This is a genomic window from Symbiobacterium thermophilum IAM 14863 (assembly GCF_000009905.1).
In the GTDB taxonomy this organism is placed as follows: Bacteria; Bacillota; Sulfobacillia; order Symbiobacteriales; family Symbiobacteriaceae; genus Symbiobacterium; species Symbiobacterium thermophilum.
The window spans coordinates 2,715,501-2,733,392 of record NC_006177.1; the positions used below are offsets into that span (position 1 = coordinate 2,715,501).

Genomic DNA, 17,892 nt, shown 5'->3' on the forward strand with positions numbered 1-17,892 from the left:
TAGTCTGCCCCGCCACCGGGCAATCCTGCCAGTGGAGGTGCGAACGATGCCGCGTTCCTACGAGCGCGTCCTGGCGGTCCTGCCGTATATCGGGGCGATCCGGCTGCCGGTTCGGCCGTGGGTGATCCCGGAGTGGCTTTACACGGTGCCGGCGGGGCTGGTCATGGCCGGCCTGCTCTGGCTCGGCGCCCGGGGCCGTTCGCCGTTCGTGTCGTACCACGCCCGGACCGGCCTCCTGTGGGCCCTTCAGGCCAACGGCCTGCTCACGGCCCTGTCCCTGCTGGCCGAGCTCTGGTACCGGGCCTGGTACCACACCGGCGTTCCCCTGTGGAACCAGGTCTGGCACCTGAACGCCGAGCTGTTCCGGTGGGCGGCCGTGCTCACCACCCTCCTCACCGGCCTGGCCATGTGGCGGGCGGCCAAAGGGCAGACCGGCGATCCGCTCGGCCTGCCCAGTCCGTCATTCTTCCGCGGGCACGATGTGCATCTGGAAGGCTCGGAAGAAGGCCGGTACTGAAATCCCTTCCAGATAGATAAGGTCCTTCTCCTCCTCGATCTTCCGGACCTTCACGACCTCCCCCTTGCGGATCAGGTGCTTCAGCGTCCCCGTGTCGGGATCGTGGATCTCAAAATCGCGCACGAGCTTGTAGTGACGGCCGACCTCGGGTCTGTGCATCTGGCAGTGGTCCCTCCTCGTCGTACGCAGCCGTACCCATCATTTCACGTGATCAATTCGACCGCAACGGGCGGAACTCCTCGCTCGCCGGCCCGACCCGGTTGGCGGTCGGGGCCGCTCCGCTGCGCGGGCCGGGGCAACAGCAACGGGGCAGCAGCCGATGCGCTGCTGCCCCCGAACGGCCATCGCCCTTATTGTCCCCGCGGCTCTTGCCCGCCGCGTGCGCCCCTACTTCAGCGCCTCGCGCACCAGGTCGACGATCTCCCACGGCAGGGCGGCAACCTTGACGCCCGCGGCGGTGAGGGCCTCCACCTTGGACTGGTACGTGCCCCGGTTGCCCTCGATGATGGCGCCCGCGTGACCCATGCGCTTCCCGGGGGGCGCCGACTTGCCGGCCAGGTAGGCCACCACCGGCTTGCGCACGTGCTGCTTGATGTACTCCGCGGCCAGCTCCTCCTGGATGCCGCCGATCTCGCCGACCATGACGATCGCCTCGGTGGCGGGGTCGGCGTTGAACAGCTCCAGGGCGTCGACGAAGTTGGTGCCGATCACCCGGTCGCCGCCCATGCCGATGACCGTGGTCTGGCCCAGACCGGCGTTGGAGAGGTTGAAGGCAATCTCATAGGACAGGGTTCCCGAGCGGGCCACGATGCCCACGGGACCGGGCTTGTAGATGTGGTTCGGCATGATCCCCAGCTTGCACTTCTCGCCGGGCGAGATGATGCCGAAGGTATTGGGGCCGATGACGCGCACGCCGTGCCGCTTGGCGTAGGCCATGATCTCCATGGTCTCCTGCGTCGGCACGTGCTCGGGGATGAGCACCAGCACCTTGATGCCCGCGTGGATGGCCTCGAAAGCGGCGTCCTTCACGCCGGGCGCGGGCACGAACATCACCGAAGCGTTGGCCCCGGTCTTCTCCACGGCCTCGTGGACCGTGGCGAACACCGGCACGCCCTGGACCTGCTGGCCCGCCTTCTTGAAGTTCACGCCGCCGACGATGTTGGTGCCGAAGGCCAGCATCTGGCCGGTGTGGAACTGGCCCTGCGAACCTGTGATGCCCTGAACGATTGCACGCGTGTTCCTGTCGATGATGACCGCCATGCTCTGCTACGCCCCCTTGCCGTAGGCAGCCTCGACCGCGGCCTTCGCGGCCTCGCCCATGTCGGTGTACGCCTGGATGCCCGCCTCCGCCAGGATCTCCCGGCCGCGGACGTCGTTGGTGCCCACCATGCGGACGACCAGCGGCACGTCGATGCCCTTCGCCTTCTTCACCTGCACGATGGCCTCCGCCACCAGGTCGCAGCGGGTGATACCGCCGAAGATGTTGACGAAGATGGCCTTGGGCTTGGTCCCCAGGAGCGCGTCGAAGGCCTGGGCCGTGGGCTCCACGCCGGAGCCGCCGCCGGCATCCAGGAAGTTGGCCGGCCGGCCGCCGTAGTACGCCAGGGTATCGAGGGTGCCCATCGCCATGCCGGCGCCGTTGGCCATCACCGCGATGTCGCCGTCCAGCTGCACGAAGGCGAGGCCGATGGCGCGCACCTTCTTCTCCAGCTCGGTGCCCTCCTCCACCCGCGGGAACTCGGGGTGACGGAAGAGGGCGTCGTCCTCCACGTTGAAGCGGCCGTCGGCGGCGATGAGCCGCGTGCCGCCGTCGGTCAGCGCGAGCGGGTTGATCTCCACCAGCTCGGCATCGTACTTGCGGAAGGCCTGGTAGAGGCCGGTCAGGATCCGCACGAACTGATCGGCGAGGTCGCCAGTGAGGTTGATCTTCCGGGCGATCTCCCGGGCCTGGAACGGCAGGAGCCCCGTCTCGATATCGATGTGCTCGAAGACGATCTTGTCGTGCGGGACCGACTCGATCTCCACGCCGCCGTACTCGGAAGCCATGACCAGCGGCTTCTTGGCCATGCCGTCCAGGGTAATCGAGACGTAGTACTCCTTCTCGATCTTAATCTGGGGATCGACCAGGACCTTGTCCACGATGTACCCCTTCAGGTTCATGCCCAGGATCTCCCGGGCCCGCTCCCGTGCTTCCTCCGGCGTATTGGCCAGCTTGATGCCGCCGGCCTTGCCCCGGCCGCCGACGAGGACCTGCGCCTTGATGGCGCACGGACCGATCTTGCGCGCGGCCTCCTCCGCCTCCTCAGGCGTGGTGCAGAGAATGCCGTTCCCCGTGGGGACGCCGTGCTCAGCAAACATCTGCTTGGCCAGGTACTCGTACAGCTTCATCCGCCCACCTCCAGGTGAATGCGATGCTTGGTGATGGTGCGCCGAATCCAATACGCTCCAACGAATTCTACCACAGATAAACTCCTGTTGGAAATCGCATGGAGCGTCAAATATATGGGTCAAATGAGTCGAAACCCGGGCTGCGGGCCACGCCGCTGCGGACCGCGGCCTCGGCCACCGCGGCCGCGACCGCCGGGGCGACGCGGCGGTCCAGCGGTGCGGGGATGATGTAGTCGGCGGACAGTTCCTCGGGGGCCACCAGGTCGGCGATCGCCCGGACGGCGGCCCGCTTCATCGCCTCGTTGATCTCCCGGGCCCGCACGTCCAGGGCACCGCGGAAGATGCCGGGAAAGGCCAGGACGTTGTTCAACTGGTTGGGGTAATCCGAGCGGCCCGTGGCGACCACCGCCGCGCCGGCCGCCTTCGCCTCCTCGGGCCAGATCGCCGGCTCCGGGTTGGCCAGCGCGAAGACGATCGGGTCCGGCGCCATGGCCCGCACCATCTCCCGCGTCATGCTGCCGCCCCGGGCCAGGCCCACGGCCACGTCGGCCCCGGCCAGGGCCTCCGCCAGCCCGCCCCGCACCCGGCGCGGGTTGGTCCGCTGAGCCAGCTCCTCCTTGAACGGGTTCATCCCGTCGGGCCGGCCGGGGTAGATCGTCCCCCGGGAGTCCACCAGGGTCAGGTCGCTGACGCCCAGGTCCAGGAGCAGCGCCGCCGTGGCCAGGCCGCTGGCCCCCGCCCCCTCGATCACCACCCGGACCTCCTCCAGCCGCTTGCCGACCAGCTTCAGGGCATTCTGCAGCCCCGCCGCCACCACGATGGCAGTGCCGTGCTGGTCGTCGTGGAAGACCGGGATGTCGACGGCCGCCTGCAGCTTCCGCTCGACGGCGAAGCAGCGGGGCGCGGCGATGTCCTCCAGGTTGATCCCCCCGAACGTGGGGGAAAGGCGGGTCACGGTGCGCACGATCTCGTCCACGTCCCGCTCCGCCAGCACCAGCGGCACCGCGTCGATGTCCGCGAAGGCCTTGAACAGCAGGGCCTTCCCCTCCATGACCGGCAGCGCCGCCTCCGGCCCGATGTCGCCCAGGCCCAGTACCGCGCTGCCGTCGGAGACCACCGCCACCAGATTGCCCCGGGCAGTGTACCGGAAGACCGCCTCGGGGTCGGCAGCAATCGCCCGGCAGGGCTCCGCGACCCCGGGGGAGTACGCCAGGGCCAGGTCCTCCTGCGTCTGCAGCGGCACCTTGGAAGCCGTCGTCCACTTCCCCCGGTTCTGCACGTGCAACCGCAGGGCCGCTTCCTTCAGGTCGGCTTCGTTTCGGGCCGGATTCTGCCGCCCGTCGCCAGTCCGGTTCTCCATCGCATCAGACCTCCTCCGGTTCGCTCCTTCCCGGTAGGATGCCCGTGCGATCCGCCGCCCGCACGCGAAGGCCCCGGCGTCCGCCGATGCTGCCGGGGCCTGTGCGCCGGTCGTCCGCCGCCCCCCTGCCCCGGGGGTTCCCGCGCCGCGGCTACTCGCTGGCCACGGGCGGCTTGGGCTTCACCATGGCGTCCGGCTTCACCCACTGGGACTGCCCGGTGAAGTACTGATCGCCGCCGTACACGTCGTTGATGCAGATGGTGGGGAACTCCCGCACCCGCAGACGGCGAACCGCCTCGGGGCCCAGATCCTCGTACGCGACCACCTCGGCCTCCTCGATCCGCTTGGCCAGGAGCGCGCCCGCACCGCCGGTGGCGACCAGGTAAGCGGCGCCATACTCCTGCAGGGCGGCCTTGACCTCGTCACCCCGGTACCCCTTGCCGATGACCAGCCGCACGCCGTGCCGGAGAATCTCCGGCGTGTACTTGTCCATGCGGTAGGAGGTGGTGGGGCCGGCCGAGCCGATCGCCTGTCCGGGCTTGGGCGGCGTCGGCCCGACGTAGTAGATGACCGCGCCCTCCGGGTCGAAGGGCAGCGGCCGCCCGGCCGCCAGGTCCTCCACCATGCGCTTGTGGGCGGCGTCCCGGGCCGTGTAGATCTCGCCGGTGATGATCACCTCGTCGCCGGCCCGGATCTGGCGCACCTGCTCCGGGGTGACGGGCGTGGTGATGTGGACGCGGGCCATCAGAGCGTCACCTCCTTGTGCCGGTGGCTGTGGCACTCGATGTTCACGGCCACGGGCAGGGCGGTGATGTGGCAGCCCATGACCTCAATGTGCACGGCCAGGGCGGTCACGGTACCGCCGAGCCCCATCGGGCCGACGCCCAGCTTGTTGATCTCCGTGAGCAGCTCCTGCTCCCGGGCGGCCCACTCGGGATCGGGATTCGGCGCGCCCACCTCACGCAGCAGCGCCTTCTTGGCCAGCAGGGCGCACTTGTCGAAGTTGCCGCCGATGCCCACGCCGACCACCAGCGGCGGGCAGGCATTGGGGCCGGCTGCGGCCACGGTCTCCACGATGAACCGCTTCGCGCCCTCCCATCCGGCGGAAGGCGGCAGCATCTTCAGCTGGCTCATGTTCTCGGACCCGCCGCCCTTGGTGTCGACCTTGATTCTGAGCTGGTCGCCGGGCACGATGTCGACGTAGATCATCGCCGGGGTATTGTCCCGGGTGTTGACCCGCTTGATCGGGTCGTTCAGCATCGACATGCGGAGCCTGCCCTCGGTGTAGCCCCGGGCGACGCCCCGGTTGATCGCCTCGTACAGGTCCCCGCCCACCAGGTGCACGTCCTGCCCGATCTCCAGGAAGACCAGGGCCACGCCGGTGTCCTGGCACATCGGCACCTGCTCGGTCTCGGCGATGGTGTAGTTCTCGACGATCTGCAGGAGCACCGTCTGGCCCACGGGGGCCTCCTCCAGCGACTGCGCCTGCGAGAGGGCCCGGACCACGTCATCCGAAAGCTTGAAATTCGCCTCCTGCACCAGGCGGGCGACGGCGTCGGCCACCTGGTCCACGTGAATCTCCCGCACAGCTTCCTCCTCCTCATGCGCCCGGTCTACCCCAGGATATACAGAGGGGCGAATTCTACCTACCCCCACTGTAGCAAATCGGGTCACACAAGTCAGCCCTGAAGTGTGTCATGTCTAGTTATTTTGGATCACCAAACTATCCTGCCCCCCGCCGCGGGTGCCGGCGGAGGAGGAGCGCAGGCTGGCGGTGCGCCCGCCCGCTGCGCGCGTCAGAAGGTCTCGTAGTCGTGGCGGAGCATGGGCTTCAGCTGCTGCGGAGGCTCCACCTCCATGGTGCCGTGCTGCAGTTCACGCCCGTCCTGGTCCCGGATCACGTACTGGATCGTGACCCGCTGCGACTCCGGGTGAAGCTCCACGATCTCCATCTCGGCGGTGACCTCATCGCCGATGCGGGGCGGGTGCAGGAGCCGGTAGCTGTGCGCGTGGGTGATGGACCCCAGCCCCGGCAGCACGGCGGCCACGGCGCCCATGGCGAAGCCGGCGAGCATGTTGGCGGGGACGATGGGATGGCCGTACGTGGTGCGGCCGGCGTAGGTAGCGTCTCCGTAGAGCGGGTTCAGGTCGCCCGAGAGGCTCATGTACTGCAGCACGTCCTGCTTGCTCACCTTGCGGCTGTAGGTGGCCTTCTGCCCCACGTAGAGCTGGTCGAAGCTCATCCCCAGGTTGTCCCAGAACAGGCCCATGCGATCACCCCTTTGCCAACTTCAAGACTAATAATAACACGCTGAATTGCCCCATGCAGCAGGGGTGATCGCACTGCCCGCTCAACGGACAGGGCCATGCCCGTACGGCATGGCCCCGCGCTGCGCCAACAGCTTCCGCTACAGCTTCATCCCGATGGACCGGGCCGTCGCCTGCACGGCCCGGCTGAACATGGCCACGCGGTCGTCGGTGAACCGGCTCACCGGACCCGAGATGGCCAGGGCCGCGACGCAGCGGCCCGCCCGGTCGATGACCGGCGCCGCCACCGACGCCACGCCCTCCTCCCGCTCCTCCAGGCTCAGGGCCCAGCCCTGCTCCCGGGCCTCCGCCAGCCGGGCCTCCAGGGCGGTCCGGTCGAACCCGGCGGGCAGCTGCGCGTCCAGGATGCGCGCCCGCTCCTCCGGCGGGCACCAGGCCAGCAGGACCTTGCCCGACGCGCCCAGGTACAGGGGCAGCCGCTCGCCCAGCCCCACCACGCGGCGTACCGTCAGCGGGCCTTCCGCCCGCTGCACCCGGACGCGCTCGGCGCCGTCGCGGACGTAGAGGCTCACGGTCTCCTGTGCCAGGTCCCGCAGCTGTAGCATCTCGCCCAGGGCGATGGTCGGCAGGTCGCCGGAGGACAGGTACACCTGGGCCAGCTCCAGCGCCCTCAGCCCCAGGTGGTACCGGCCGGTCGCCGGGTCGCGGCGCACGAAGCCGCGGGACTCCAGCGCCGCCAGGATCCTGTGCACGGTGGATTTGTACAGGCCCAGTTTCTCCGCGATTTGGGTCACGCCCAGGCCGCCCCGCTCGCCGGCGAAGCAGAGCAGGACGTCCAGGGCGCGCTCCACGGACCGGATCGTTTGTCCTTCCTCCTTCAGCCATCTCCCTCCCTTCTGAGGGAGTCGCCCCGGCAGCGGACCGGTCAGCCCAACCCGGCCACAACCGGAACCGACTGACTGCGCCCGGCGGATGCGGGTCTCCAGCTCCCCGTTTCCGCCCTGTGGAACGGTTGCCTCGCCCCCATTCTACCACAGGCCGTTCCACCAGCGGGAACGTCGTTCCACACAAGCTGATTGAATTCTCTCAGGGTCATGATCGCGGTTCGCGATCGATCACCGCACCTGGCCGTTGCCGAGCACCACGTACTTGTACGTCGTCAGTTCGGCGAGCCCCATCGGCCCCCGGGCGTGCAGCTTCTGGGTGGAGATCCCGATCTCGGCGCCGAAGCCGAACTCCCCCCCGTCGGTGAACCGGGTCGAGGCGTTGTGGTACACGGCCGCCGCGTCCACGGACCGCAGGAAGCGGTCGGCCGCCCCGGCGTCGCCGGTGACGATGGCCTCGGAGTGGCCGGTGCCGTACCGGGCGATGTGCGCCAGCGCCTCGTCCAGACCCGAGACGACCTTCACGGCCAGACAGAGGTCCAGGTACTCGGCCGCCCAGTCCTCCTCGGTGGCGGGTTCCACGGCCGCCGGGCCGGCCCCGGCGAGGTCCGGGCGGGCCGTCTCCTGCAGGATCGCCAGAGCCTCCGGGCAGGCCCGCAGCCGCACCCCGGCGGCCAGCAGCGCCGGGCCGGCCTCGGCCAGGAAAGGCGCGGCCACCTCCCGATCCACCAGCAGGGTCTCGGCTGCGTTGCACACCGCAGGGTTGGAGCACTTGGCGTTGAGGACGATCTCCCGGGCCATCGCGAGGTCGGCCGCCCTATGGACGTACACGTGGCAGACGCCGGTGCCCGTCTCGATCACCGGCACCTGCGACTGCTCCACCGTCGCGCGGATCAGGCCGGCGCCGCCCCGGGGGATCAGCACGTCCACCAGGCTCCGGGCCGCCATCAGCTCCTGCGCCGCCTCCCGGGTCGAGGGCAGCACCTGCGCCAGCTCCACCGGAAGCCCCACCTCCTGCAGGCCGGCTGCCATCGCCTCGCCCAGGGCCGCGTTGGACCGGGCCGCCTCCTTGCCGCCCTTCAGCAGCACGGCGTTGCCCGCCTTCAGGCAGAGGACGGCCGCGTCCACCGTCACACCGGGGCGGGACTCGTAGATGATGCCGACGACCCCCAGGGGCACCCGCACCCGCTGGATGCGCAGCCCGTTGGGCCGGATCCACGCCTGGGGCTCCACCGCCAGCGGGTCCGGCAGCTCGGCCACCGCCCGCACGCCGCGGATCACCCCCGCCAGCTTCCCCTCGTCCAGGCGCAGCCGGGCGATCATGGGACCGGGCAGGCCGGCCTCCTCCGCGGCGGCCAGGTCCGCGCGGTTGGCCGCCACAATCTGCCCGGCCCGCGCCTCCAGGGCCCGTGCGATCGCCTCCAGGGCCGCGTTGCGCTCCTCCGGCGACGTCAGCTCCAGTTGCCGCTGGGCCGCCCGGGCCTGCCGGGCCATGCTCCGCACATCCACCGTCTACCCCTCCCGACTGAAGAGTGTGCCGATCTCCTCACCGGCCAGGATCTGCCTGAGGACGTCGGGCCGCTCGCCGCAGGCCAGCACCATCGGGATCCCGTGTTCGGCGCAGATGCGGGCGGCCGCGACCTTGGTCACCATGCCCCCCGTGCCGTTGGCGCTGCCGGGCCCGCCGGCGAAACGGTCCAGGTCGTCGTCCGGCGAGACCCACGGGATCGGCGAAAGCCCCGGGTGCAGATGGGGATCCGCCGGGTACAGCCCGTCCACATCGGAGAGCAGGATCAGCAGATCCGCACGGACCAGCGCAGCCACCCGCGCGGACAGCGTGTCGTTGTCGCCCACCCGGATCTCCTCGCTGGTCACGGTGTCGTTCTCGTTGACGATGGGGATCACCCCCCAGGCGAGGAGCCGCTCCATCACCTGGGCGGAGGAGGCGCGACGGTCCGGATCCTCCAGGTCCTCCCGGGTGAGCAGCACCTGGCCGACCACCAGGCCGTACTCGCTGAAGAGCCCCTCGTACCGCTGCATCAGGAGCCCCTGTCCCACCGCCGCGAGGGCCTGTTTCGCCGCCACCTCCGCGGGCCGCTCGGCAAGGCCCAGCCGGCCCAGCCCCGCACCCACCGCCCCCGAGGTCACGAGGATCACCTGCCGCCCCTCGAAGTGCAGGTCGGCGATCTGGCGCACCAGCGCCTCCATGCGGCCCAGGTGCAGATGGCCGCCGGGATGGGTCAGCGTCGATGTCCCTACCTTGATAATTACCCGCTTGCAGTGCCTCAGCCGTTCACGCAAACCCGCCGCCTCCCTACGGGTCGTCCAAAAAGAATAACCCCGTCCATGCCGGACGGGGTGTTCTCCCGTGGTACCACCAGCCTGAGCGGCGGCTGCCTCGCCGCGCGCCCACTCATTCCGCAGCGCCCGCATCAGGCGCCCCCGGGGGTAACGGGCCGGGCTTCCCGGGACGGCTCGTCGCCGCCGGCTCCGGGATGGGTTCGAAGGCCAGCGCCTAACCGGGCTTTCACCACACGGCCCGGCTCTCTGCATAGGGCTGGTGCCCTTCTACTGGTTCCCTTCATCGCCTCGACTATTGGCCACGATTATATAAGGCTTTTCACCAGGTGTCAACTCCAGCAGCGCTTCGACCTCGGGGCCTTCCAGCCGTTCCCGCTCCAGCAGCGCCGCGGCCAGCCGCTCCAGCCCGCTGCGGCGGGCCTCCAGCAGTGCGCGGGCGGCGCGCTCGGCCGCCGCCACCAGCGCGCGCATCGCACCATCCGCCCTCCGCAGGCTCTCCTCGCCCTCGACGGCGTGCTCCAGCCGCAGCGGGCCGATGTCGGCATCCATCCCCCAGCGGGTCACCATCTCCCGGGCCAGCCCGGTGGCTCGTTCCAGATCGTCCGCCGCGCCGGCGCTGACCTCGCCCAGGACCAGCGCCTCCGCCGCCCGGCCGGCCAGGAGCTCGGTGAGCCGGTCGAAGGCATCCCGCCGGGTATGTAGGTAGCGCTCCTCGTCCTGATCCCGGAACAGGGTGTGCCCCAGCCCGCGCCCGTGGGGCAGGATCGTCACCCGGACCAGGCGATCCGACCCCCGCAGGGCCAGGCCGGCCAGCGCGTGTCCCGCCTCGTGGTAGGCCGCCCGAACCCGGTCGGCCGCAGCCGCGCGCACCCGCCGGGGCGGGCCACCACTCGTCACCCGCTCCAGCGCCATCGCCACCTGCGGCCACCCGATCTCCCGCTCGCCGGCGCGGACCGCCAGCAGCGCCGCCTCGTTGAGCAGATTCGCCAGGTCGGCCCCGGTGAAGCCGGGCGTAAGGCGCGCCACCTCGGCCAGGGCCACCGCCTGGCTCAGCCGCTTCTCCCGGGCATGCACCGCCAGGATCTGCTCCCGTCCCTTCCGGTCCGGCGGGTCCACGGTCAGGTGCCGGTCGAACCGCCCCGGCCGGAGGACCGCAGGGTCCAGCACGTCAGGCCGGTTGGTCGCGGCCACGACGATGACGCCCTCGCCGCTGTCGAAGCCGTCCATCTCCACCAGCAGCTGGTTGATGGTCTGCTCCCGCTCCTCGGTGCCACCGCCTGCGCCGACCCCCCGCCGTCGGGCGAGGGCGTCGATCTCGTCGATGAAGACGATGCAGGGCGCGGCCTTGCGGGCCCGGTCGAACAGCGCCCGCACCCGCGCGGCCCCGGTACCGGCGAACAGTTCCACGAAGTCGGAGCCGGAGGCCGAGAAGAAGGGGACGCCGGCCTCGCCGGCCAGGGCCCTGGCGAGCAGGGTCTTGCCCGTCCCCGGCGGGCCGGAGAGCAGGATGCCCCGGGGGATGCGGGCGCCCATGGCCCGGTACCGCTCCGGCTCCCGCAGGAAGTCGATGACCTCCTGCAGTTCCGCCTTCACCTCGTCCAGGCCGGCGACGTCCTGCAGCGTCACGCTGGCCTCGCCGACCCGGTACAGGCGCGCCGGGCTCTGCTCCATGGTGAGCAGCCCCCCGCTGCCGCCGGCGGTGCGGCGGGTGAACCACAGGATCGCGCCGAGGATGAGCAGGGGCGGAATGAACCGGAGCAGGGTCCGGAAGGCGATCGGGTCCGCCGGCCGGACAAACTCCACCCGCGCCCCGTACTGCATCAGCACGAGCGGCAGGCGCGCCTCGCCGGGGGGAAGCGTCACGACGCGGACGGTCCCGTCCCTGTAGGCCGCCTCCAGCCGCTGCCCCGTGATGCGCGCGTACGCCACGCGGCGCGCCTGCACGTCCTGGATGAACTCGCTGTACGCCACCGGCTGCGCCTCCATCGCCGCGGCCGGCCGCCCGAAGAGCAGGGCCGCGAGGAGCAGGGCCGCACCCGCCCACCACCGCACAACCGCCGGCATCGACACACCCCCTGAACGGCTCCACGCCCACCCATACACATATACACGAACGGCGCCGCCATCCGGTTCGATCCCCGGCCGATCTGCTCTCCGAATCCTATTCCTTCGGCCCGTCCAGGGTGCCTGCGGGCGACGCCGCGCGCCGGGGGCGGGCCTTACGGTCCGGCGACGCGGACAGAAGCGGGAGGAGATGCCCCTCGCATCTCCTCCCGCAGCTTCGGCAGACGACGCCGGATCACTTGCGGCCGCCGGCCGCGGCCCACTGCTCCAGCATCTCGGTGGTCACCGACTTGGGCCGCTCGATCGGATATCCCAGGGCCCGGTCCCAGACGATGTTGGCCATGACGCCCAGCGCCCGGCCGACACCGAACAGGACCGTGTAGAAGTCCCACTCGCGCACGCCGTAGTGCCACTGGATGACACCGGACTGGGCATCGACGTTCGGCCACGGGTTCTTGGCCTTGCCGTGCTGCATCAGCACGCCCGGGGCGACCTCGTAGATCATGCTGACCAGCTTGAACAGCGGATCGTCGGGCATGTGCTTCAGGCAGAACTCCCGCTGCGCGGTGTAGCGCGGGTCGGTCTTGCGCAGCACCGCATGGCCGTAGCCCGGGATCACCTGGCCGGCGTTGAGCGTGTCCCAGAGCGCCTGGGTGACGTTCTCCCGGGTGGGCTCTACGCCCTCGCCCAGCTTCGCCTGGAAGTCCATGATCCAGCGCAGGACCTCCTGGTTGGCCAGCCCGTGCAGCGGGCCCGCCAGGCCGTTCAGGGCCGCCGAGTACGCGAGGTAGGCGTCCGACAGAGCCGAGGCCACCAGGTGGCCGGTGTGGGCGGAGACGTTGCCCGACTCGTGGTCGGAATGCAGGATGAAGTACATGCGGGAGACATCATCGTAAGGCTTCGGCACGCCCATCATGTGGGCGAAGTTCGCGCCCATGTCCAGGTTGGGATCGGGCGGAATATGGACGTCGTCCTTGTACTTGTAGCGGTAGATGTAGGCGGCGATCATCGGGATGCGGGCCACCAGATCGCTCGCGTCCTCGTACATGTACTCCCAGGCGCGCTGCTTGTTGTACTCGCCCGAGTGGTAGTACCGGGCGAACTTTGACTCCCGCTGCATCGCCAGGATGCCCGCGGACAGCATGGTCATCGGGTGGCTGTCCTTGGGCAGCGCCCGGATCACGTCGTACACGTACTGCGGCACGTTCCGCCGCTCTTTCCACTCGGCGATGACCTCGTCCACCTGCTCCTGGGTCGGCACCTCGCCGGTGAGCAGGAAGAACCAGAACGCCTCCACCGTCGGGTACTCCCCGCCCGGCGCCTTGGGCAGGGCGGCGAAGGTCTCCTCGATGGTCTTGCCGCGGAAGCGGATCCCCTCCATCGGGTCCAGGTAGGAGATGTCGGTGACCAGGCAGCGGACGTCCCGCGCGCCGCCGATGGCCTTCTCGATGGTCACCTCGTCGATGACCACGTGCCCGAACTCCTTCAGCAGCCGCTGGGTCCGCGGGCGATGCTCCTCGATCTTCCGAACCAGGGTGGCTTTCAGCTGTGACACAGTCCCCTTCCTCCCCCTGTTGGATGCGATCGACCTACTGCGCCAGGATGCCGGCCTTCAGCATCTCGATCAGGTTCCTGACGCCCTGGGCGCCCTTGTCCAGCGCCACCTTCTCCTCGTCGGTGAGGTCGAGCTCGATGACCTTCTCGAGGCCGCCCCCGCCCAGGACGGTCATCACGCCCAGGCACATGTCGGTGTACCCGTACTCGCCCTCCAGGTAGGCGATCGAGGGCAGGATGCGCTTGCGGTCGTTCAGAATGGCGTCGATCATCTCCACCAGGGCCATGCCCGGGGCGTAGCCGGCCGAGGTGCCCATGAGGTTGACGATCTCGCCGCCGCCCTTGCGGGTCCGTTCGACGATGGCGTCGATGGTCTCCTTGGGCAGCAGCTTCTCCACGGGGATGCCGCCGGCAGAGGTGTACCGAACCAGCGGCACCATGTCATCGCCGTGGCCGCCGAGCACGCAGCCGACGACGTCCTGGAACGAGCAGCCGATCGCATTGGCCAGGAAGGTGCGGAAGCGGGCGGTGTCCAGCACGCCGGACTGGCCGATCACCCGGTTCTTGGGGAAGCCCGAGGCCTTCAGGGCCACGTAGGTCATGGAGTCGACGGGGTTGGTCAGGACGATGATCACCGAGTCGGGGGCGTACCGGGCCACCTTCTCCGCGACATCCTTGACGATGCCGGCGTTGGTGTTGACCAGGTCCTCCCGGCTCATGCCGGGCTTGCGGGGGACGCCGGCGGTGATCACGACCACGTCAGCGCCGGCGATCTCGGCGTAGTCCGAGGTGCCGACCAGGCGGGTGTCACTGCCGTAGACGGGCATGGCCTCCATCATGTCCAGGGCCACGCCCTTGGCGTAGTTCTCCCGGGCGGGCAGGTCGACGAGCACGATGTCGCCCAGGTCGCGGGCGGCCGCAAACAGGGCGGTTCCCTGGCCGGTGAACCCGGAGCCCACAATCGCGATCTTCTTGCGCTTCATCCGGTCTCTGCCCCTTTCCTTGCCGCAGTCGGTCTACATGTTCGCGATGATGAGCCGGCCGAACTCGGAGCACTTCACCTCGGTCGCGCCCTCGGTGAGCCGGGCGAAGTCGTAGGTGACCGTCTTCTGGGCGATGGTGGCGGAAAGGCCCTTGATGATCAGGTCCGCCGCCTCGTGCCAGCCCATGTAGCGGAGCATCATCTCGCCCGAGAGGATGACCGAACCGGGGTTGACCTTGTCGAGCCCGGCGTACTTGGGCGCGGTGCCGTGGGTGGCCTCGAACAGGCCGTAGCCGCCGCTGTACGAGATGTTGGCGCCGGGGGCGATGCCGATGCCGCCCACGATAGCCGCGACGTGGTCAGAGAGGTAGTCGCCGTTCAGGTTGAGGGTGGCGATCACGTCCCACTCCTCGGGCCGGAGCAGCAGCTGCTGGAAGGTGATGTCGGCGATGCGGTCGCGGATCAGGATCTTGCCCTCGGGCATCTTGCCCTTGTACTCATCGGACCAGAGCTCTTCCTCGGTGATGACGTACGGGCGGAACTCCTCCAGCGCGACCTGGTAGCCCCAGTCGCGGAAGGCGCCCTCGGTGAACTTCTGGATGTTGCCCTTGTGGACCAGCGTGACGGACTTGCGCTTGTTGTCGATGGCGTACTGGATGGCCGCGCGGACCAGCCGCTTGGAGCCGAACTCCGAGACCGGCTTGATGCCCACGCCGATCATGTCGCTCTTGTCGCTGTTGGGGAACTTGACGCCCATCTCCTCGGCCAGCAGGGCCTGGACCTTGCGGGCCTCCGGGGTGCCGGCCTTCCACTCGATGCCGGCGTAGATGTCCTCGGTGTTCTCCCGGAAGATCACCACGTCGGTCTTGTGCGGCTCCTTCACCGGGCTGGGCACGCCGGGGAACCAGCGCACGGGCCGGACGCAGGCGTACAGGTCCAGCACCTGCCGCAGGGTGACGTTCAGCGACCGGATGCCGCCGCCCACCGGCGTGGTGAGGGGCCCCTTGATCGCGACCCGGTACTCGCGGATGGCCTCCACCGTGTCGTCGATCAGCCACTCGCCGAACTTGTTCAGGCACTTCTCGCCGGCGTAGACCTCGAACCAGGCGATCTTCCGCCTGCCGCCGTAGGCCTTCTCCACGGCGGCGTCGATCACGGGCTGCGCGGCCGCCCAGATGTCGGGGCCCGTGCCGTCGCCCTCGATAAACGGGATGATGGGGTTGTCCGGTACCACCAACCGGCCGTTCTCCATGGTGATCTTCTGGCCTTCGGGCGGGGTCAGCTTGGTAAACTTCGCCACAACAGCACCTCCATCGTCCTTTGCGGCCTTCACGGCCGTGGAGGGCCCAGGCAGCCTGCTGGAGACGGCCCCGGTGAGGTACGGGACCAGGGAAGCCTGCTCCCTCCGGATATCGCCATCTGGCCGGGGAGCGGTGGGCTGTCCGCGCCGGCCAAGCTCGTGACAACCATCACAGAATGAACAGAGCGGAGGATAGCTTGTGAACAAAGGTACTATTCTTCAATCGTCCCCACGCACTATACTAGCAAGACTTCCGTCAGTAGGGAAGTGCCATTGACGTTTCGAAGGTGAAAATATCTGACTCCGCTGTACCGCGCGAACAGATCAGGGGCTCCGCGCCTGCTGCGGAGCCCCTGGCGTCCGTATGTGCCGCGCCGCGGATCAGCCGCGGGTCGAGTAGCCGCCCTGCAGCCCCCGGGTGGTGTAGGTGCCGGCCCTGAGCCGCCGCTGGGTTGCGGGGGCCGGCGCATCGCTCTCCGGACGGGTCGCCCCGTTGGTCGGGGGCGCTGCACCGTCGGCGCCCAGAACCTGGTTGGCGAGGTCCGGGAGCATCGCCGCCATCGCCGCCTGCTGCTGCACCGCCTGCTGAGCGAGGAGCTGCTGCGCCAGGGCCTGCCGCTGGGCCCAGAAGGGGTCCGAGCCGGCCGGGACGGCCATCACCGGCTGCCCCTGGGAAGCGGCTCCGGAGGCGGCGCGGGCCGGGCCGTCGCCCGCCTTCTGCGGAACCGGCCCCGGCATCCCCGCCGCCGCCATGCCGGAAAGGCCCTGCGGCACACCGCCGGGGAAGCCCTGTGCCGGCGTCCCGGGAAGAGCCTGGGAGGCCGTCCCGGGAAGGACCTGACCAACCGGCCCCGGCGAGGTCTGGTCCGGCATCCCGGGAAGGGCCTGACCAACCGGTCCCGGGGAACCCTGGACCGGGATTCCCGGGAGGACCTGGGGCGACGGCCCCGGAAAGGCCCCGGCGGGGATCGCGGGCTGGATCTGCGGTGCCGGCCCCGGCAGACCCCCGGCCGCCACCCCGGGCTGGATCTGCGGTGCCGGCCCCGGCAGACCCTGGGCCGCCACGCCGGGCTGAATCTGCGGTGCCAGCCCCGGCAGACCCTGGGCCGCCACGCCGGGCTGAATCTGCGGCTGCCCGGCCGGAACGGCCGGCGAGGTCAGCCCGGGGAAGAGATGTACCGCGGCCTCCGCGCCGGTCGGCAGACCCGCCGGCTGGTTGAGCTGGGACTGGGGGGCGGCGGGCGGCAGCGGCATGTGCACCGGCATCGGCGGCATCGCGGGCGGGGGACCGGGCATTCGCATTCCGCCCGGCGGGAGGAAGGGCGGAGCTGCGATGAAACCGTGTCGCATCGGTCAACCACCTCACACGCGTGACTGACGCCATCTTATGGAGGTGGGGCCTGATCGGTCCCTGGGACGGTTCCGCCCCGGCTGAATATGCTGGGGCGGGGGGTGAGGTCCCGTGGACGGGGAGAAGGCGCGCCTGGCGATGGGGTACTCGCGCACGTCAGCCCTGTACGACCTGCTGGCGGGGCACGGCTACCTGGCCGCGATCCGCCGCCTGCTGCCGCTGGTGCGGGTGCGGCACCGGCCGGCCATCCTGGACGTGGGCTGCGGCACCGGGCTCAACCTGTTCGAGGCCGCCCGCTGGTTCGCCCCCACGGGCCCCCTGGTCGGCATCGACCTCTCGCCGGGCATGGTGGCGGTGGCTGCCGCGAAGGCGCGGCAGCTGGGGATCCCGGCGACCATCCTGCTGGGCGACGCCGAGCGGCTGCCCCTGCCCGATGCCTCCTTCGACCTTGTCCTCTGCAACTCAGTCTTCCACTGGTTCCGGGACCGGCCCGCCGCGATGCGGGAGATGGCGCGCGTGTTGAAGCCCGGCGGCCAGCTGGCGCTGATCACCGCCACCGCGCCGGGCTTCCGGGAGTGGTTCCTGCTGATCGACGCGGTCATCCGCGTCGTTCTGGGCCCCGACCGCGCCCCGCCGATCCCCGAGCTGCCCACGGCGGAAGAGGTGGCCGCGCTGATGCAGGCCGCCGGCCTCGCCGTGGAGAGGCTCCAGAACCGGATCCAGCGGGACCTGATCGTTCAGCCGCTCCCCTTCGTGCAGCTGATGTCCGTCATCGCCCCCACCTGGCCCGGCGACCTCTCCGACGCCGAGGTGGCCCGGGTCCAGCAGGCGGCGGCGCAGCTCATGGCCGTGGCCTGGCCCCAGGGGTTCCCCTTCACCTGGTCGGCCGTGGAAGCGCTGGCCACCAAGATAGTTTAAGGACT

Annotated in this window: 17 protein-coding genes; 2 read left to right on the forward strand and 15 right to left on the reverse strand. The window is 70.0% G+C overall.

Translation table 11 applies throughout. The features are described from left to right. The first annotated feature begins 46 nt into the window (after positions 1-46). Positions 47-517, forward strand: coding sequence for a hypothetical protein (locus STH_RS12585; protein WP_043714085.1), 471 nt, complete (start codon positions 47-49; stop codon positions 515-517). On the opposite strand, the gene STH_RS12590 is transcribed toward STH_RS12585, so the two are convergent. From STH_RS12590 to STH_RS12660, 15 genes are all read right to left on the reverse strand, one after another. Continuing rightward, positions 461-676 (reverse strand): hypothetical protein, encoded by a 216-nt coding sequence (locus tag STH_RS12590; protein ID WP_011196654.1) that lies wholly within the window; start codon positions 674-676, stop codon positions 461-463. The two genes, STH_RS12585 and STH_RS12590, sit on opposite strands and share 57 nt — an antisense overlap. Positions 677-904: 228 nt before the next feature. Then, positions 905-1,777 (reverse strand): succinate--CoA ligase subunit alpha, encoded by an 873-nt coding sequence (gene sucD / locus STH_RS12595; RefSeq protein ID WP_011196655.1) that lies wholly within the window; start codon positions 1,775-1,777, stop codon positions 905-907. Between the two features lie 6 nt (positions 1,778-1,783). Next, positions 1,784-2,905: an ADP-forming succinate--CoA ligase subunit beta gene (gene sucC, locus STH_RS12600; RefSeq protein ID WP_011196656.1), complete on the reverse strand. Its 1,122-nt coding sequence runs from the start codon at positions 2,903-2,905 to the stop codon at positions 1,784-1,786. A gap of 106 nt (positions 2,906-3,011) precedes the next feature. Then, positions 3,012-4,265, reverse strand: a complete 1,254-nt coding sequence (locus STH_RS12605) for an NAD(P)-dependent malic enzyme (RefSeq protein WP_011196657.1) — start codon at positions 4,263-4,265, stop codon at positions 3,012-3,014. Positions 4,266-4,416: 151 nt separating this feature from the next. After that, the gene (locus STH_RS12610) at positions 4,417-5,010 is read right to left on the reverse strand and encodes a Fe-S-containing hydro-lyase (RefSeq protein WP_011196658.1); all 594 of its coding nucleotides are present in this window, start codon (positions 5,008-5,010) and stop codon (positions 4,417-4,419) included. Further along, positions 5,010-5,852, reverse strand: coding sequence for a fumarate hydratase (locus STH_RS12615; RefSeq protein ID WP_011196659.1), 843 nt, complete (start codon positions 5,850-5,852; stop codon positions 5,010-5,012). The genes STH_RS12610 and STH_RS12615 overlap by 1 nt, the downstream gene beginning before the upstream one ends. A 209-nt stretch (positions 5,853-6,061) precedes the next feature. Continuing rightward, entirely contained in the window at positions 6,062-6,535 is a 474-nt protein-coding gene (locus tag STH_RS12620) for a MaoC/PaaZ C-terminal domain-containing protein (RefSeq protein ID WP_011196660.1), read from the reverse strand. A 138-nt stretch (positions 6,536-6,673) separates the two neighbouring features. Further along, on the reverse strand, positions 6,674-7,384 hold the full coding sequence (locus STH_RS12625) for an IclR family transcriptional regulator (protein ID WP_011196661.1): 711 nt from the start codon (positions 7,382-7,384) through the stop codon (positions 6,674-6,676). 264 nt (positions 7,385-7,648) lie between these two features. Beyond that, complete coding sequence (locus tag STH_RS12630) at positions 7,649-8,926, reverse strand: glutamate-5-semialdehyde dehydrogenase (protein ID WP_011196662.1); 1,278 nt, start codon at positions 8,924-8,926, stop codon at positions 7,649-7,651. A gap of 3 nt (positions 8,927-8,929) precedes the next feature. Then, positions 8,930-9,718 (reverse strand): glutamate 5-kinase, encoded by a 789-nt coding sequence (proB, locus tag STH_RS12635; protein WP_011196663.1) that lies wholly within the window; start codon positions 9,716-9,718, stop codon positions 8,930-8,932. Positions 9,719-9,985: 267 nt separating this feature from the next. After that, a complete protein-coding gene (gene ftsH / locus STH_RS12640) occupies positions 9,986-11,782 on the reverse strand; it encodes an ATP-dependent zinc metalloprotease FtsH (RefSeq protein ID WP_050742281.1) in 1,797 nt (598 codons plus the stop codon). A 235-nt stretch (positions 11,783-12,017) separates the two neighbouring features. Further along, positions 12,018-13,337 carry a citrate (Si)-synthase gene (locus STH_RS12645; protein ID WP_011196665.1) on the reverse strand — a complete coding sequence of 440 codons (1,320 nt, stop codon included), beginning with the start codon at positions 13,335-13,337 and terminating at the stop codon, positions 12,018-12,020. A 34-nt stretch (positions 13,338-13,371) separates the two neighbouring features. Then, positions 13,372-14,319, reverse strand: coding sequence for a malate dehydrogenase (mdh, locus tag STH_RS12650; RefSeq protein ID WP_011196666.1), 948 nt, complete (start codon positions 14,317-14,319; stop codon positions 13,372-13,374). 33 nt (positions 14,320-14,352) lie between these two features. Then, positions 14,353-15,618, reverse strand: coding sequence for an isocitrate dehydrogenase (NADP(+)) (icd, locus tag STH_RS12655; RefSeq protein ID WP_011196667.1), 1,266 nt, complete (start codon positions 15,616-15,618; stop codon positions 14,353-14,355). 381 nt (positions 15,619-15,999) lie between these two features. Beyond that, positions 16,000-16,914 carry a hypothetical protein gene (locus STH_RS12660; protein WP_043714090.1) on the reverse strand — a complete coding sequence of 305 codons (915 nt, stop codon included), beginning with the start codon at positions 16,912-16,914 and terminating at the stop codon, positions 16,000-16,002. Between the two features lie 166 nt (positions 16,915-17,080). On the opposite strand from STH_RS12660, the gene STH_RS17465 reads away from it, so the two are divergent. Continuing rightward, a complete protein-coding gene (locus STH_RS17465) occupies positions 17,081-17,887 on the forward strand; it encodes a class I SAM-dependent methyltransferase (protein WP_011196669.1) in 807 nt (268 codons plus the stop codon). Positions 17,888-17,892: the final 5 nt, after the last annotated feature.

Excerpts from the sequence above, each read along its gene's own strand:
- sucD (WP_011196655.1), bottom strand. The coding sequence starts at position 1,777 with ATGGCGGTCATCATCGACAGGAACACGCGTGCAATCGTTCAGGGCATC.
- sucC (WP_011196656.1), bottom strand. The coding sequence starts at position 2,905 with ATGAAGCTGTACGAGTACCTGGCCAAGCAGATGTTTGCTGAGCACGGC.
- STH_RS12585 (WP_043714085.1), top strand. The coding sequence starts at position 47 with ATGCCGCGTTCCTACGAGCGCGTCCTGGCGGTCCTGCCGTATATCGGG.
- STH_RS12660 (WP_043714090.1), bottom strand. The coding sequence starts at position 16,914 with ATGCCCGGTCCCCCGCCCGCGATGCCGCCGATGCCGGTGCACATGCCG.
- ftsH (WP_050742281.1), bottom strand. The coding sequence starts at position 11,782 with ATGCCGGCGGTTGTGCGGTGGTGGGCGGGTGCGGCCCTGCTCCTCGCG.
- STH_RS12620 (WP_011196660.1), bottom strand. The coding sequence starts at position 6,535 with ATGGGCCTGTTCTGGGACAACCTGGGGATGAGCTTCGACCAGCTCTAC.
- STH_RS12590 (WP_011196654.1), bottom strand. The coding sequence starts at position 676 with ATGCACAGACCCGAGGTCGGCCGTCACTACAAGCTCGTGCGCGATTTT.
- STH_RS12605 (WP_011196657.1), bottom strand. The coding sequence starts at position 4,265 with ATGGAGAACCGGACTGGCGACGGGCGGCAGAATCCGGCCCGAAACGAA.
- mdh (WP_011196666.1), bottom strand. The coding sequence starts at position 14,319 with ATGAAGCGCAAGAAGATCGCGATTGTGGGCTCCGGGTTCACCGGCCAG.
- STH_RS12610 (WP_011196658.1), bottom strand. The coding sequence starts at position 5,010 with ATGGCCCGCGTCCACATCACCACGCCCGTCACCCCGGAGCAGGTGCGC.